The 14,487-nt window shown below is 65.4% G+C and carries 15 protein-coding genes; 4 read left to right on the top strand and 11 right to left on the bottom strand.

From position 1 onward, the window contains the following. On the top strand, positions 1–1,533 hold a 1,533-nt coding region (locus J4D52_RS27570), incomplete at its 5' end, for an inorganic phosphate transporter (RefSeq protein WP_207272182.1). A gap of 144 nt (positions 1,534–1,677) precedes the next feature. Here J4D52_RS27570 and J4D52_RS27565 read toward each other — a convergent pair. The 6 genes from J4D52_RS27565 to J4D52_RS27540 form a co-directional block, all read right to left on the bottom strand. Beyond that, positions 1,678–3,000: a cytosine permease gene (locus J4D52_RS27565; RefSeq protein ID WP_102677574.1), complete on the bottom strand. Its 1,323-nt coding sequence runs from the start codon at positions 2,998–3,000 to the stop codon at positions 1,678–1,680. A gap of 112 nt (positions 3,001–3,112) precedes the next feature. Beyond that, on the bottom strand, positions 3,113–4,087 hold the full coding sequence (locus J4D52_RS27560; RefSeq protein ID WP_102677573.1) for a biotin-dependent carboxyltransferase family protein: 975 nt from the start codon (positions 4,085–4,087) through the stop codon (positions 3,113–3,115). Further along, complete coding sequence (locus J4D52_RS27555; protein WP_053280510.1) at positions 4,084–4,956, bottom strand: allophanate hydrolase subunit 1; 873 nt, start codon at positions 4,954–4,956, stop codon at positions 4,084–4,086. The genes J4D52_RS27560 and J4D52_RS27555 overlap by 4 nt, the downstream gene beginning before the upstream one ends. Beyond that, the gene (locus J4D52_RS27550) at positions 4,953–6,341 is read right to left on the bottom strand and encodes an acetyl-CoA carboxylase biotin carboxylase subunit (protein ID WP_102677572.1); all 1,389 of its coding nucleotides are present in this window, start codon (positions 6,339–6,341) and stop codon (positions 4,953–4,955) included. Before J4D52_RS27550 ends, J4D52_RS27555 begins: the two co-directional genes overlap by 4 nt. Positions 6,342–6,351: 10 nt before the next feature. Continuing rightward, positions 6,352–6,597 carry an acetyl-CoA carboxylase gene (locus J4D52_RS27545; protein WP_025805784.1) on the bottom strand — a complete coding sequence of 82 codons (246 nt, stop codon included), beginning with the start codon at positions 6,595–6,597 and terminating at the stop codon, positions 6,352–6,354. 101 nt (positions 6,598–6,698) lie between these two features. Then, on the bottom strand, positions 6,699–7,457 hold the full coding sequence (locus J4D52_RS27540) for a 5-oxoprolinase subunit PxpA (protein WP_063432710.1): 759 nt from the start codon (positions 7,455–7,457) through the stop codon (positions 6,699–6,701). A 246-nt stretch (positions 7,458–7,703) separates the two neighbouring features. Here J4D52_RS27540 and J4D52_RS27535 point away from each other — a divergent pair, with 246 nt between their 5' ends. After that, complete coding sequence (locus tag J4D52_RS27535) at positions 7,704–8,621, top strand: LysR family transcriptional regulator (protein WP_025805786.1); 918 nt, start codon at positions 7,704–7,706, stop codon at positions 8,619–8,621. A 109-nt stretch (positions 8,622–8,730) separates the two neighbouring features. On the opposite strand, the gene J4D52_RS27530 is transcribed toward J4D52_RS27535, so the two are convergent. From J4D52_RS27530 to J4D52_RS27515, 4 genes are read right to left on the bottom strand one after another with little or no spacing between them, the layout of a single operon-like run. Beyond that, positions 8,731–9,336 carry a membrane integrity-associated transporter subunit PqiC gene (locus tag J4D52_RS27530; RefSeq protein WP_102677571.1) on the bottom strand — a complete coding sequence of 202 codons (606 nt, stop codon included), beginning with the start codon at positions 9,334–9,336 and terminating at the stop codon, positions 8,731–8,733. Next, complete coding sequence (locus J4D52_RS27525; protein ID WP_102677570.1) at positions 9,333–11,021, bottom strand: intermembrane transport protein PqiB; 1,689 nt, start codon at positions 11,019–11,021, stop codon at positions 9,333–9,335. Before J4D52_RS27525 ends, J4D52_RS27530 begins: the two co-directional genes overlap by 4 nt. Then, the gene (locus J4D52_RS27520) at positions 11,014–11,628 is read right to left on the bottom strand and encodes a paraquat-inducible protein A (protein WP_025805789.1); all 615 of its coding nucleotides are present in this window, start codon (positions 11,626–11,628) and stop codon (positions 11,014–11,016) included. The genes J4D52_RS27525 and J4D52_RS27520 overlap by 8 nt, the downstream gene beginning before the upstream one ends. After that, positions 11,628–12,236 carry a paraquat-inducible protein A gene (locus tag J4D52_RS27515; protein ID WP_025805790.1) on the bottom strand — a complete coding sequence of 203 codons (609 nt, stop codon included), beginning with the start codon at positions 12,234–12,236 and terminating at the stop codon, positions 11,628–11,630. Before J4D52_RS27515 ends, J4D52_RS27520 begins: the two co-directional genes overlap by 1 nt. Before the next feature lie 144 nt (positions 12,237–12,380). Between J4D52_RS27515 and J4D52_RS27510 the strand changes: the two genes are divergently transcribed. Beyond that, complete coding sequence (locus tag J4D52_RS27510; RefSeq protein ID WP_102677569.1) at positions 12,381–13,028, top strand: TetR/AcrR family transcriptional regulator; 648 nt, start codon at positions 12,381–12,383, stop codon at positions 13,026–13,028. A gap of 12 nt (positions 13,029–13,040) precedes the next feature. Here J4D52_RS27510 and J4D52_RS27505 read toward each other — a convergent pair whose 3' ends face one another. Beyond that, the gene (locus tag J4D52_RS27505; RefSeq protein ID WP_025805792.1) at positions 13,041–13,484 is read right to left on the bottom strand and encodes a multidrug/biocide efflux PACE transporter; all 444 of its coding nucleotides are present in this window, start codon (positions 13,482–13,484) and stop codon (positions 13,041–13,043) included. A gap of 90 nt (positions 13,485–13,574) precedes the next feature. On the opposite strand from J4D52_RS27505, the gene J4D52_RS27500 reads away from it, so the two are divergent. Beyond that, complete coding sequence (locus J4D52_RS27500; protein WP_097304747.1) at positions 13,575–14,429, top strand: LysR family transcriptional regulator; 855 nt, start codon at positions 13,575–13,577, stop codon at positions 14,427–14,429. Positions 14,430–14,487 lie beyond the last annotated feature (58 nt).

Raw genomic sequence — 14,487 nt, 5'->3', positions numbered from 1 at the left:
ACCCTGGTGGTGTTCTTCGCGATCCTCGCCATGGGCCTGTTGTTCACCGCCTACAGCCTGATGCACGACGTGCACGAGCTGGGCACCACGGTCACCACCTGGACCCCGTTCCTGCTGCTTGGCGTGGCGCTGCTGATCGCCCTGGGCTTCGAGTTCGTCAACGGCTTCCACGACACCGCCAACGCCGTAGCCACCGTGATCTACACCCACTCGCTGCCGCCGCATTTCGCGGTGGTCTGGTCGGGTTTCTTCAACTTCCTCGGCGTGCTGCTGTCCAGCGGCGCAGTGGCCTTCGGCATCATCGCCCTGCTGCCGGTGGAGCTGATCCTGCAGGTCGGCTCGTCGGCCGGCTTTGCGATGATCTTCGCCCTGCTGATCGCCGCCATCCTGTGGAACCTCGGCACCTGGTGGCTGGGCCTGCCGGCCTCGTCGTCCCACACCCTGATCGGTTCGATCATCGGTGTCGGCGTGGCCAACGCCCTGATGCACGGCCGCGACGGCACCAGCGGCGTGGACTGGAGCCAGGCCACCAAGGTTGGCTATGCGCTGCTGTTCTCGCCGCTGATCGGCTTCGCCTTCGCCGCCCTGCTGCTCCTGGCCTTGCGTCTGTTCGTGAAGAACCGCGCGCTGTACAAGGCACCCAAAGGCAACACCCCGCCGCCGTGGTGGATTCGCGGCATGCTGATCGTCACCTGCACCGGCGTGTCCTTCGCCCACGGCTCCAACGACGGCCAGAAAGGCATGGGCCTGATCATGCTGATCCTGGTCGGCACCCTGCCCATGGCCTACGCGCTGAACCGCACCATGCCGGCCGACCAGGCCCTGCAGTTCGCCGCCGTGGCGCAAGTCACCCAGCAAGCCCTGGTGAAAAGCGCCCCGCAACCGGCCCCTGCCGACCCGCGCGCGGTGCTTTCCGACTATGTGCGCAGCAAGGAAGCCACGCCGCAGCTGGTCCCGGCCCTGGCCGCCCTGACCGGTCATATCGGTGACGAAGTGAAGGGCTACGGCTCATTGGCCAAGGTACCGGCCGAAGCCATGGGCAACGTGCGCAACGACATGTACCTGAGCAGCGAAACCATCCGCCTGATGGACAAGAACCAGGTCGGCGACTTCGACGCCGACACCCAGGGCAAGCTGCAACTGTTCAAGCAGCAGATCGACAACGCCACGCGCTTCATTCCGCTATGGGTGAAGATCGCCGTGGCCATCGCCCTCGGCCTGGGCACCATGGTCGGCTGGAAACGCATCGTGGTCACCGTCGGCGAGAAGATCGGCAAGACCCACCTGACCTACGCCCAGGGCGCCTCGGCGGAAACCGTGGCGATGCTGACCATCGGCGCCGCCGATATGTTCGGCCTGCCGGTGTCCACCACCCACGTATTGTCTTCAGGTGTGGCCGGGACCATGGTCGCCAACGGCGGCGGCCTGCAGATGCAGACCATCCGCAACCTGCTGATGGCCTGGGTGCTGACCCTGCCGGCGGCGATCCTGCTGTCCGGCAGCCTGTACTGGCTGTTCACCCAACTGTTCTGAACACCGCCTTTTCTGTAGGAGCGGCCGGTCGACGCTCGATTGCCCACGATAGCGTCAGTGGTCACACCACCGGTTCAGAGACCTGACCCGGTGGTGCTTGCCATGGCCTCTTCGCGGGCAAGCCTCGCTCCTACAGATCGGATCTCAACTGATGGCGGGCAATCTGCCGCGGCTGCGGCTGGACAGCCCCACTTGCAAGACAAACGCCAGCACCCCGGTCAGCGGTGCGGAAAAACTCGCCAGCCCACCGCCGGCCCACATCAGCAACAGACCCAGGGCGGTCCCGCCGAACCAGGCGCTCAGCCCCGCACCGTTGAACGCTGCGACACGCTCGATGGCCGCCACCTCGGTGCGCCCGAACAGGATCTGCGCCAGCGCCACGCCAACCCAGGCGACGACGAAGATGCCCTGGTAGGCCAGCGCCTTGAGCAGATAGGCGAACACGTCCGCCAGCATCAGCACGTAGACGATCACCCCCACCGCCAGCGCCCACACCAGGTATGAACCGCGCACGCCGAAGCGGCCGAAGAACGCCTGCATGTTCAGGGTCGCCAGGTAGTAATTGGCGGTGTTGATCCGGGTTTGCGTGGCCCAGACGAACAGCAGCCCCCACAGCCCCATGAGTTGCAGGATCGCCATCACCACCGAGACTTCGTTGAGCGCGCCTTCGTGGGGAATGCTGCTGACCAGGTAGATGCCCGCCGCGCCGTTGAGCAGGAAAGTCACCGCGTAGAACGGCATGCCGAAGTTCCAGCGCCCATGGTAGCCGGCGTCTTCAGGCTTGCCGAAGCGCGCGTAGTCGAAGGTGAACAGCATCAGGATCCACACCCCCATGTACGCCACGAAACAGTCCCACCAGGCAAAGGCGCCGGGGCTGGCCGGGCCGAAATCCAGCCACTGCGGCTGGTAGCCATAACGCGCGATCGACAGCCCCACCGCCACCAGCAGCCCGCCCAGGTACACCGGCAGCAGCACGCCGTTGAGCTTGTCCAGCCAGTGCTGCACGCTGCCCAGAATCAGCGGCACGCTGTACAGCACCACCAGCAGGGCCGCCAGCGGATACACCAACTGCGGGTACAGATGATTGAGCGCCACGGCGATCACCGAGCCTTCGAACACTGCGTAGTAGATCGCCGTGGAGAAGAAGATCAGCGTCGCCAGGCAGGCCCCGCTGCTGCCGAACAGCAGCCGGGAAAACAGCGCCACCGACAACCCGCTGCGCATGGCAAAACGGCTGAGCACGCTGTTGACCAGGCCATAGCAGAGCACCGACAGCAGCATGCCGATCAGCGCATTGCGTGTGCCGTGGGCCAACGCCAGGGACGCACCGACCACGATGTAGAACATGGCGCTGCACACGGCCCACCAGGCCATGGTCAGCGACAGCTTGCCCATGCGCGCATCCGCGGCGACAGGGAGATTGGCCGGGTCCTGCCCGGTTTGATTCGCTTGCGATAAAGCAGCCATATGCGTGAACTCCAGGACCAGTCAAAGGTTGAAGCGCGGGCAGCCGCCACCGCACCGAAGCGCGGTGGCGACCAACCTTTTGGCATTTACCCGCGCCAGGCGGCGGGCAGAATCAGGAAGGGAACAGCTTGCTCAGACAGGCGAGCTTTTTCTTGTAGGAGCGCCGGGCCTCCAGCGCTTCTTCCAGGGTCACCGCGACGAAACGGGCCTTCTGGTTGGGTTGCATCTGCCCGATCAGGTCGAGGTCGGCGCTGATCACCGTGCCGATCATGGCGTAGCCGCCACCGGACACCGCATCGCGGTGCAGCACTATGGGTTCGAGCCCGGCGGGCACCTGGATCGAACCTATGGGGTAGCAGCTGTCGACGATGTTCGACGGATCGGAACCGGCGCCGAACGGCTGCTCCCGTGGCTGGAAGCCCAGGGCGCTGCCGCCCTTGAAGCGATAGCCGATGCGGTCGGCTTCCGAACCCACGGTCCAGGGCTCGGCAAAGAAGCTGGCCTTGGCCGCGTCGGTCAGGCGCTCGTAGTACAGACCGGGCACCACCCGCAGGCTGATCTCGCCGCCCAGCGCCTGGCGCAGGGCCATGGGCAGGCTGGCGCCCGGCCGGCTCTTGGCGCTGTCGACGCCCACCGGCAACTCGTCCCCCGCCACCAGCCGCCGGCCCTGGAAACCGCCGAGGCCGCCCAGGGCATAGGTCGAGCGACTGCCCAGCACCAGCGGCACATCGATGCCACCGGCGACCGCCAGGTAGGCCCGGGCGCCGGCCTTGGGAAAATCGAAGCGCAGCACTTGCCCGGCCTTGACCGCAAAAGCGGTGTCCAGGTGCATGTCCACGCCATCGACCCTGGGCGTCATGTGGGCGCCACAGACCGCCACCAGCGCATCGCGGGTGAACTCCAGCTCCGGGCCGAGCAATGTGCACTCCAGCCCCGCCGCGCCAGCCGGGTTGCCCACCAGCTGGTTGGCCGCGCTCAGGGCGTACTGGTCCAGGGCTCCGGACGGTGGAATGCCCAGGTGGTAATAACCTTCGCGGCCCAGGTCCTGCACCGAGGTGGCCAGGCCGGGTTTGATGACCTTGATCATGCCAGCACCTCCTGCAACGACTTGGGATAACCGACCGGGTCGGCGAGGAACGCATCCAGGGAGAACTCCACCGGACGGATGCGCAGGTCGAACCGCCCGGCCTCGACCTCGGCCACTGCCCGGTCATAGGCCTCGCGGTCCATGGGCTTGAACTGCACGATGTCGCCCGGACGGAAGAACACCATGTGTTCCTTGAGGTACGCCAGGTTCTGCTGCGGGTCGTAGATCGGCGCCGGGGTGACGCCGAACATCTGGTAGCCGCCGGCGCCGCGCACCGAGTAGATGCAGCCGAAACAGCCACCGTGGCCGAGGGTCAGCTTTGGCGTGTCGGTGCGCGGCCGCAGGTACTTGGGCACCTGCAACTGGCGCTCGCGCTCGACCATCTGGAACATGAACGGCAGGCCGGCGACGAAACCCACCATCGACACGAACCAGGGCGCGCCACTGTGGGCGGCGATAAACGCCTCGACGTCCGCCAGGCCATTGATCCGCGCCGCGTACTCCAGGTCGGTGGCGCTCGGGTCCTGGTGCCGGTCGCGAAAACGCATCAGGGTTTCATGGGTCCAGGGGTCGTTGTACAGCACCGGGATCTCGATGATCCGGGTGTGCAGGGTGCGCTCGGCCACCGCCTCGGCCTCGGCCCCTTGCACGGCTTCGAGCAGCGCATGGGGGGCAATGCGGTCGGGGTCGAAACGGATCTGGAACGAGGCGTTGGCCAGGCACACGTCGAGTACGCCATCGAGCTCCAGGCGCTCCACGGCGCGGGTCACCGCCATGCCCTTGAAGAAGGCTTCCAGGGACATGCTGTCGCTGACCTCGGCAAACAGGTGCTCGTCGGCGCCGAAGCTGTAGCGGATCGCGGTGTTCATGCGGCACCTCCCATACGGCGCGCGGCCAGCCAGGTTTCCAGGGTGCCGGTGTGGAAGTCGGCGTGGTGCAGCCAGGGCTCGGCGAGCAATTCCCGGTGCAGGTCCAGGGTGCTGGCCATGCCGCTCAATGTGCAGTGTTCCAGGGCGATCCGCGCCCGGGCCAGGGCCTCGCCACGGTCGCGACCATGGACGATCAGCTTGGCCAGCAGCGAGTCATAGTACGGCGGCACGCGGTATCCCGGGTACAGATGGCTATCGACCCGTACACCCGCCTCCTGCGGCCAGATCAACTCTTGCACCACGCCGGGGCTGGGGAAGAAGTCCCGGGCCGGGTCTTCGGCGTTGATGCGCATCTGCAAGGCCGCGCCATTGAGGCGGATATCGCTTTGCCGCAACCCCAGCGGTTCGCCGCCGGCAATGCGCAACTGGGCCTGGACCAGGTCGATGCCGGTCACCAGCTCGCTGACCGGATGCTCGACCTGGATCCGCGTGTTCATCTCGATGAAAAAGAACTCGCCGCTGGCCTCGTCATACAGATATTCCAGGGTACCCGCGCCCCTGTAGCCGAGGGCTTCGCTGAGGCGCACGGCGCTGGCGCACAGGGTTTCCCGCTGCAGGTTGTTGAGGACCGGCGATGGCGCTTCCTCGAAGATTTTCTGCCGCCGCCGTTGCAGCGAACACTCACGCTCGAACAGGTGCACCGCGTGCTTGCCATCGCCCAGCACCTGCACTTCGATGTGCCGGGCCTTGCCGATAAAACGCTCCAGGTACAGCGCGCCATTACCGAAGGCGGTCTGCGCCTCGCGCTGGGCACGGGGGAATTCTTCCGCCAGTTGGCTGGCGTTTTCCGCCAGGCGAATACCCCGTCCGCCGCCACCGGCCGAGGCCTTGATCAGCAGCGGAAAACCCACGGCCTCGGCGGCTTGCAGGGCCATGTCGAGTTCGAACAGTTCCCCGGGCGAACCCGGCACCACCGGCACCCCGGCGGCCTGGGCAGTGCGCCGGGCTTCGGCCTTGTCGCCCATGCGGCGAATGGTGTCCGGGCTGGGCCCGACGAAGATCGCCCCCGTTGCTTCGACGGCTGCGGCGAACTCGGCGTTCTCCGAGAGAAACCCGTAGCCGGGGTGCACCGCATTGGCGCCGCTGGCCTGCAAGGCACCCAGCAAAGCCTGCACGTTCAGGTAGCTCTGGTCGGCGCGGGCGGGGCCCAGCACCTGCACCTCATCGGCCAGGCGCGCGGCCATGGAGTCGACGTCCGCTTCGCTGCACGCGGCCACGGTGGGGATACCCAGGGCCTTGGCCGCGCGAATGATGCGCACGGCGATTTCGCCACGGTTGGCCACCAGCAGTTTGCTGATGGCTTGAGTACTGATGGTTCGAGTCATGGGCCTGCCCTCACTGGTCATCGAGCGTGGCAACGACCTGACCCGGCTCCACCGGATCGCCGTCCTCTACCGCGAAGGCCGTGAGGCGACCGGCCGTCCCGGCGGTCAGTTCGGAAAACTGCTTCATGACTTCGATCAGGCCGATCACGGTGTCGGCGTCGACGCGCTCGCCAACCTCGACGAAGGGCGCCGACTCGGGCGTGGCCTTGCGATAGAAGGTGCCCGGCAAGGGGGTGATAACGGAATGTTCGGCCATGTCTGTTCCTCTTGGAATAGTTGTAGAAAGGCAGGCAAAAAATCTTCGGCGAACCCCGGCGTCTTCGCGCCTGGTGTTGTGGCTGGGGGTTGCGGAGCGGCTCAGCGCGGCGCACGCACCTCGATTCCGGCCTGGTCCAGGGCGGCGCGGGTGGCCTCCACCAGGCACAGGGCGCCAGGGGTGTCGCTGTGCAGGCAGATGGAGTCGAACTCGATCTCCAGGTCCTCACCCTCCACGGTGCGCACCAGGCCTTGCTGGCAAGCGCGCACCACACGGGCGGCGACCGTGGCCGGATCGAGGGCACGCACGTTGCGGGTGAAGACGATGGAGCCGCTGAGGTCGTATTCGCGGTCGGCGTAGAACTCGCGGATCACTGGCTGGCCCAGCTCCCTGGCCACCCGCCAGATCACCGAACCGGGCATGCAATACAGCAGCAGCCCGGGCTCCAGGACTTGCAGGTGTTCAACCAACAAGCGGGCGGCCTCTTCATCCCGCGCCAGGTGCATGTAGAGCGCGCCATGGGGCTTGATGTGTTGCAGCGCCACGCCTTGGGCCCGCGCCAGTTCGCGCAGGGCGCCGAGCTGATAGAGCATGTCGTCCACCAGTTCCTGGGCCGGGGCATTGATGTGCCGGCGGCCGAACCCCACCAGGTCGCGGAACCCCGGATGGGCACCGATGGCCACGCCCAGGCGCTTGGCCTGCTCGACGGTACGCCGCATGGTGCCGGGGTCGCCGGCATGAAAGCCGGTGGCGATGTTGGCCGAGCTGATGAAGCCCATCAGCTCGTTGTCGACGCCATCGCCGATGGTCCAGGGGCCAAAGCTCTCGCCCATGTCCGAATTGAAATCCACTGCCTGCATCACTGTTGCTCCAACTTCTCGTGACTTCGTGCAGTGGAAATTACGGCCGCCCTTGACCCCTTGGGAAGATCTATTATCAGATACGGCATCTTCTGAAAAACAGATACCTACATTCATGTAGGAGCGAGGCTTGCCCGCGATGGCGCCAGTGATCCCAGCACCGGTTCAAGAGTCTGGCCCGGTGGCGTTTGTCATGGCCTCATCGCGGGCAAGCCTCGCTCCTACAGAAGCCTTGAGGAGTTCGTGATGTCCCTCACCCTGCGCCAGGTCCGCTACTTCGTCGCCACCGCCGAGATCGGGCAGATTTCCCAGGCGGCGATCCACCTGAACATCTCCCAGTCGGCGGTGACCACGGCGATCAAGGAACTGGAAGCCATGCTCGGCGTGCAGCTGTTCCTGCGTTCGGCCCAGGGCATGAACCTGACCGACGCCGGACGGCATTTTCTCAACCGCGCCTATGTGATCCTGCGCAGCGTCGACGACGCGCTGAACAGCCCGCTGCCGGACTACCGCGCCAGCGGCGTGCTGCACCTGGCGGCCAGCTACACGGTGATCGGCTACTTCCTGCCGCACCACCTGCAACGCCTGGAACACTGGCATCCGGACGTGACCATCGAGGTCCACGAACAGGAACGCCAGGCCATCGAACAGGGCCTGCTGGAAGGCCGCTTCGACATGGCCGTGGTGCTGACCGCCAACCTCACCCACCCGGACATCGTCTCCGAAACCCTGTTCAACTCCGAACGCCGCCTGTGGCTGCCCAGCCATCACCCGCTGTGCGAGCGCGCCACCGTCAGCCTCGCCGACGTGGCGCAGGAACCCTACATCCTGCTGACCGTCGACGAAGCCGAACAGAGCGCCATGCGCTATTGGGAAAACGCCCGGCAGAAACCCCGGGTGCGGGTGCGCACCAGTTCGGTGGAGGCGGTGCGCAGCATGGTGGCCAACGGTAGTGGCGTGGCGATCCTCTCGGACCTGGTGCACCGCCCCTGGTCGCTGGAAGGCAAACGCATCGAAACCCTGACCGTGAGCGACCCGGTAACGCCCATGAGCGTCGGCCTGGCCTGGCATCGCGAACGGGCGTTCACCCCGGCGATGCAGGCGTTTCGCGACTACTTCCACGACGCGTTCCTCGCGCCGCAGCAGCTGTCGGCACGGCGTTAAGCCGCGCCAGAACGCCAGGAACGAGCTGGCTCGCGATGAGGTACGCGGTGCATCCGATCGACCGCGTTACGTACATCGCGAGCCCGCCCGCTCCTACAGGGGATGGGTGTCAGGAACAGCGCGTGGCAGGGTTCTGCGCCCAGCGCTTGGCGGTGCCGGCAATGCGCTTGGCCAGCTCGTCGATGGCTCGCTGATGGGCCTGGACCAGGCTCGACAGCTCGACGCTGGCCGGCTGGCTGATGCGGCTGCTGCAGGTCAGGCTGCGACGCTCGACGCCGTCGCCGCGCAGGCGCAGGTTCCACACCACGTCGATCAGCGCATAACGCCCCGGCACCGATTCGAAGCGGCGCACATCGGTCTGCAGCGACAGGATCGGCTGCGCTGCTGACTTGGGCAGGCCTTCCAGGTTGCGCGTGCCCAGCTGCAGCTCCATCTGACTGGCCAGGGCGTCGTGGAACTCGTCCGCCAGCGGCGCGCTCCAGCGCGCGGTTTCCAGGATCGCCAGGGTGCCGCCGTCCTGGCGTACCACGACTTGCGGCTGGTCGACCTGCATCGGAATGCGCACCCCGGCCATCTCGAATTGCAGGGCCGGCGCCGCGACGCCAGCGGGCGCCGGCTCGGGCGCCGGCGGCATCAGGGTGTAGTAATGGGTCGGCGCCGAGCTGCAGGCCGCCAGGCCCAGGGATGCGATCAACAACACTAGAGTTTTTTTCATGGCTGGACTTCCGATTCGGGCTCACGAGAAGACGATGAAGAGGATTTGTAGGCGTCCGGCTGGTTGTCCTTGAGCCGCCCACGGATCAGCGCTTCAGGATGACGACTGAGGAAGTCGGTGAGCACCCGCACCGAACGGGCGGTGCGCTGCACTTCGTCCATTGCCTGGCCCAGTTGCAGGCGCTGCGGCGAGTCCTCGGCGAAGCTGTCGTTGGCCGAGGTCAGGGTTTTCTTGGTCTGCTCCAGGGTGTCGCGCATCTCCGGCAATACCTTGCCGTTGACGTTCTGCAAGGTCTTCTGCATCTCGGTCAGGCTGCCATTGAGGTTGTTGGCGATGGCATCGATCGGCAACTTGCTGATCTTCTCCACCACTCGCTGCAACTGTTCCTGCAACTTGTCGAGCCCGCCCGGTACGGTGGGGATTTCCAATGGTCGCGCGGTCGCATCGAAAGCCACCGGCTTGGCGTTGGGGATGAAGTCCATGGAGATATACAGCTGGCCGGTCAGCAGGTTGCCGCTGCGCGCCTGGGCCCGCAGGCCATGCTGGACGAAGGCACCGATCAGGTAGCCCGCGCGACTTTCATCGGCACCGCTGAGCTTCTCCAGTTGCTGATGGACCTTGCCCAGGCGGGCCGGGTAGATCACCACGCCGACCACGGTGGAGAAGGTCTTTTTCTGCTCGTCGTAATCCAGGTCCATCGACACCACCCGGCCGAAGTTCACCCCGAGGAATTCCACCGGTGCATTGAGCGCCAGCCCGCGCAGGGTCTGGTCGAAACGCATGCGCATGTAGTACGGGTCGCCGTCGGGCGGCGCCAGCGCGGTGTCCTGGTCGGCGAACAGCTGGTAGCTGGCGTTCTCGTCGGCCGGCTTGGCGTTGGGGCTGTACTTGGGTTCGACGAAGGCGATGCCGCCGGCGAGGATCGACGAGATGGATTCGGTGTTGACCTTCAGGCCGTTGGCGCCCAGGGTCACGTCCACGCCGCTGGCGTTCCAGAAGCGCGAGTCGGTGGTGACGAACTGGTCGTTGGGCGCGTTGACGAAGATCCGCACGTCCACGCCCTTGCCGTTTTCCGACAGTTTGTAGGAAATCACCTGGCCTACCTCGATGCGCCGGTAATAGACCGGCGAACCGACGTCCAGCGACCCCAGGTCATCGGTGCGCAGGGTGAAGCGCTTGCCCTTTTGCCCGTAAGTCACAGGTGGCGGCGTTTCCAGGCCGACGAAGCTTTTCTTGCGCTTCTCTTCCTGGCCGGCGTCGGCGCCGATAAAGGCCCCCGACAGCAGGGTGTCGACACCCGACACGCCTCCCGCGCCAATACGCGGGCGCACCACCCAGAACATCGAGTCGGCGGCGGTGAAGGATTCCGCCGACTGGTCCAGCTCGACCTTGGCGATCACCTTGCTGCGGTTCTTGCTCAAGGCGATGGAGGTGACCTTGCCGATCACCACGTTCTTGTACTTGACCTGGGTCTTGTTGGCTTCCAGGCCTTCGGCGGTCTGGAAGCTGATAGAGATCTCGGGTCCGGCCGACAACGACTTGTGCACCAGCATCGACAGGCCGACCAGGGCCGCGACTATGGGCACGATCCACACCAGCGAAATATTGAACCGGCGCGTCCTGACCGCGGGGGTGCCCGGCCTCGCTGGCGCGCTTGAAGCGTTGGAACCTGGATGATCAGACATCTTCAACCTCTACATCCCAGATAAGCCGGGGATCGAAACTCATGGCCGCGAACATCGTCAGGACCACGACCAAACCAAAGAACAGGATACCCATGCGCGGCTCGATCGAGCTCAGGGCGTGGAATTGCACCAGCGCCGCCACCAGGGCGACCACCAGCACGTCGAGCATCGACCAGTAGCCGATCACCTCGATAAAGCGGTACAGCTTGGCGCGCTCGCGCATCGCCCAATGGCTACGGCGCTGGCAGGTGATCAGCAGCATCCCCAGGACAAAGAACTTGATGCACGGCACCACCACGCTGGCGATGAAGATCAGCAGGGCAATGTCCCAGGAGCCGTGCTGCCAGAACTCCAGCACACCACTGAGAATAGTGTTTTCGCTGCCGCTGCCGAATATCTGGGTGTACATCACCGGCAGCACGTTGGCCGGGATGTAGAGAATCAGGCTGGCCACAAGGAAGGCCCAGGTGCGGCTCAGGCTGTTGGGTTTGCGCGCATGCACCACGGCCTCGCAGCGCGGGCAGTAGTGAACGTCCTGCGGGCAGGTCTGGCCGCAGGTGTGGCACAGCATCAGGCCCAGGTCGCGGGCGTAGGGAGGCTGGTTCATCAGTAGCGGCCCTCCAGATCGTCCCAGAGGCGGCGGATGCCCTTGCCGGAAATCAGGATGATCAGCACCGTCAGCATCGACAGCGACCACAGCCCCAGGCCCGGGTGCACGTCGAGCATGCCGGCCAGCTTGACGATGGCCACCAGAATGCCCAGCAGGCACACCTCCAGCATGCTCCACGGCCGCAGGTGCTCCAGGGCACGCATGCAGGCCTTGAAGCCCGGCGCCGCGCGCCCGATATTGGCGAAACCCAGCACCCAGCACAGCAGGAGGATCTGCAAGCCGGGAGCAAGGATGATGGCCAGGCCGGTGACGGCGGCGATCAGGCTGATGCGGCCCTGGGCCAGGGCTTCGACCGACTGCCAGAGGGTGGCTTCGTTGCTCAGGCCTTCGAGGCTGATGCCGATCACCGGGAAGGCATTGGCGAACACGAACAGCAGCGCCGCCGTGATCGACAGGGCAAGCAGCTGCTGCACGTTCAGGTTCCGGGCGCGCTCCAGCACCGCCCCGCAGCGCGAGCACTGGGAGGTCTGGCCTTTTGCAAGCGGCACGGATTCGTACAGCGAATCGCAATGCTCGCAGATGATCCAGTTGGGAGAGAGTGTCATGGTCTTCGAGTCAGGTGGGACAGCGGAGGGCGCTGATCCATGGCGCGTATTCTCTGCAAAAGTAGAGGATGGTGTCTAGTTTTACGTGAGGACTGTAAACGCTCTGGTGCGCCATAATGTATGCCCCTTGCTGCCACTCAGACCATGAACGATTCAAAAATGCTCCCGGCTAAAAACCCGCGCTCGCCGAAACAGACTCGTGGCCATGAACGGGTCACGGCGATTCTCGACGCTTGCGCCCATCTGCTGGTCAGCCAGGGAGTGGCCAGCCTGACCATGCATGGCCTCGCGCGCGAAGCCGGCACCTCCATCGGTTCGCTGTACCACTTCTTCAGCGACAAGCAGAGCGTGCTCGACGCCCTCGGCCAGCGCCACATCGACGCCATCGACCGGATCACCGCCAACCTCCTGGCCATCGACCCGGCGACCTGGGTCGAGTCGAGCAGCCAGCAGGTGATCGAGCGGATGATCATGCCGATCATGGAATACCTCGAGACCCATCCCGACCTGCTGCAGATGATCAGCCCCGCCTTCGCCCCCGGCCAGCTCCAGGCCCCGGAGGCGCGGGAGCGAATCCAGGCAACCTACGCCCGGATGCTCGCCCTGCGCCTGCCCGGCGCCACTGCCGCGCAGCGCGAGACCTATGTGACGGCGATGCTCGGCTTGCCCATCGGCCTGTTCCAGGTTGCCTTGGAGAATAGTCAGCTCAAGAGCATTCTGCTGTTGCAGGAAGTGCCCAGGGCGATGAAGGCCTACCTCGAGGCCATCGAGCGGCACCACGCCGCCCGCTGACCTCTGCTGTTTTCAACTGGCGCCATTGAGCGGGCGACGCAGCATCAGCCGTTCCCGCACCAGGTCGTAGCCCCAGTGATAGACATAGGTGTAGGGCAGGAAGAACAGCAGCACACCGATGTCGAGAATCAGCGCCTGCATCAGGCTGACCTGCAGCCACCAGGCAATCAGCGGCACGCTCACCGCCACCAGGCCACCTTCGAACAGCAGCGCGTGGGCGACCCGGGTCCAGCCGCTGGGCGCCAGGGCCAGGCGCTTGAGCAGACGGTCGAACAGGCCATTGAAGACCACGTTCCAGGCCAGGGCGATCAGGCCGATGGCGATGGTCGCCACGCCCATGTCGACAAAGGGTTTGTCCATGATCCAGGCCAGCAGCGGCGTACACAGCGCGAACGCCAGCAACTCGAAGCCCACGGCCTGGAAAACCCGTTCGGTCAAAGATTTGGTGGTGCTCATGATCCGGCTCCCGCAAGTGAATGTGGTTGCCATGATCACCTCCCATCCCGATACTTCATAATCATTAACCATCGACCAAGGCGATAGTTCATGGCCTCACACGAAGTACTGCTGGCCTTTGTCCAGGCGGCCACCCAAGGCTCGTTTTCCGCGGCCGCGCGCAAGCTCGGCAAGAGTCAGTCGACCATCAGCGCGGCAGTGGCGAGCCTGGAGATCGACCTCGACCTGCAACTGTTCGACCGCAGCAGCCGCAAGCCCGCCCTCACCCCGCAAGGCCACGTCATGCTGCAACGGGCCGAAGACATCCTGGCCGCCACCAGCCGCCTGGAAATGGCCGCCAGCCAGCTGGCCCAGGGCGTGGAAGCCAAGCTCACGGTGGCCCTGTCCGACACCTATCAGTCGGATCGTTTCGAAACCTCGCTGAGCGCCTTCGAACAGCGCTACCCGGACCTGGAACTGGAATGCCTGATCGCCGAATGCGACGACCTGATCGAGCTGGTCCAGCGTGGCCGGGCGCAGATCGCCTTTGCCGAAATGCAGCCCGACTACCCGGCGGACCTGGACCATTCGACGGTGGACGAGCGCACGGAAATCGCCCTGTTCGTGTCGCGCAAGCACCCCTTGGCGGCGCTGAAAAATATCGACCAGGCCCGGCTGCAACAGCACCGTGAACTGCGCCTGGCAACCATCGTCAATCCCTACGAAAGCCGGGCCAAGGGCCGGGTATGGTCGGCGCCGAGCTACCTGATGCTGCTGGAGATGGCCCAGGGCGGTTTTGGCTGGGCGCCCCTGCCGCGCTGGCTGGTGGAGCGTTTCGGCGCCGACAGCCTGGTGGAACTCGATGCCCGTGGCTGGCCGCGTAACGTGGCGGTCGATGCCCTGTGGTCGCGCCTGCACCCACCTGGTCCGGCGGGCAGCTGGTTGCTGGGGCGGATGCTGGAATAGTCGCGACGATCGGCTGGAACGGCTGCGGCGTATTCGAAATCGCTGAAGGCCTTCGGCC

It is taken from the genome of Pseudomonas sp. GW460-12-10-14-TSB1 (assembly GCF_017349775.1).
In the GTDB taxonomy this organism is placed as follows: Bacteria; Pseudomonadota; Gammaproteobacteria; order Pseudomonadales; family Pseudomonadaceae; genus Aquipseudomonas; species Aquipseudomonas piscium.
The sequence above is the reverse complement of the archived record's forward strand: the minus strand, read 5'-3'. Positions and strand labels throughout refer to the sequence as shown.